General features: G+C 44.3%; 2 protein-coding genes and 1 pseudogene. 2 read left to right on the forward strand and 1 reads right to left on the reverse strand.

Translation table 11 applies throughout. The features are described from left to right. Positions 1 to 181, forward strand: a pseudogene (locus A3729_RS08670) (S-methyl-5-thioribose-1-phosphate isomerase); the annotation flags it as partial. Between the two features lie 30 nt (positions 182 to 211). Beyond that, entirely contained in the window at positions 212 to 772 is a 561-nt protein-coding gene (locus tag A3729_RS08675; RefSeq protein WP_068506406.1) for a DUF1415 domain-containing protein, read from the forward strand. 4 nt (positions 773 to 776) lie between these two features. Here the strand turns inward: A3729_RS08675 and A3729_RS08680 are convergent. Then, positions 777 to 1,044: diguanylate cyclase domain-containing protein (locus tag A3729_RS08680; RefSeq protein WP_156497819.1), on the reverse strand; the 268-nt coding region annotated here is incomplete at its 5' end.

Here is a 1,044-nt window from a genome sequence, read left to right on the forward strand (position 1 = left end):
AATGCGTGATTCCGATGAGCTTAAGTGTTTCAGTGGACAACAAGTTTCAGAGGCTAACGTACAGGCACTTAATCCGGTCTTCGATGTGACGCCCGCGAGCTTGGTCGATTATATCGTTACAGAGCGAGGCGTCATTGCTGGGCCGACCTTAGATAAGATGACCGATAAATTCTCGCTTTAATATGAAATGTTTCAGGAAAGGTGTTTAAAGATGTCTAATGAGCTATCCCTTGGCCATGTAGAGTCAGAAGTTGTTGCTTGGCTGGAGCGAGTGGTAATCGGCCTTAACTTGTGTCCGTTTGCTCGCAAACCCTACGAAGACGAACGTGTCCGAATCGCGATCGACACTGGGAGCTCTTATGACTCAATACTTGAACGCTTGTTGGCAGAGTTAAGGTTTCTAGATAATGATAGTAATCTGGCTATTGAAACGACTCTGCTTGTTATCCCAAATGGCTTGAGTGACTTTTATTCTTACTTAGCATGCCTGTCGGATGCGAATTCAATTTTGGTTTCAGAAGGTTACGAAGGTGTATTTCAGTTGGCAAGTTTTCACCCGGATTACCAGTTTGAAGGTACCGAACCGGATGATAAATCGAACTTAACAAATCGCGCTCCCTATCCGGTTTTTCACATAATTAGAGAGCAATCTTTGGAGTATGCGCTAGAAAGTTATGATAACCCTGAAAAAATTCCAGAGCGTAATGTTGAGCTAATGCAGTCAATGGAGGGGGAGCGGTTAAAAGCTTTATTTCCGTGGCTGAGTATTTAGTCGTCTAGGAGAACGAAAGCTGCGCACTACCTTTTGATTTCGCAAGCAGTAGCTTTTTGCTTGCTCTCTTCCAGGCAGAATTAAAGTCTTCATTAGGCAAAATATGTACAACTCCGACGCTGATGCTCGAATTTAGCCACTTTCCATCGCTTGACTTTATTTTGATGGCTTCGAAATCTCGCATTAACCTTTCAACGTAGAGCCTGGCTTGGGGGAGTGAGCAGTTGGATAGAAGTATAGTAAACTTCCCACCACCGACTCTTCCTGCCAGC

Source organism: Oleiphilus sp. HI0043 (assembly GCF_001634935.1).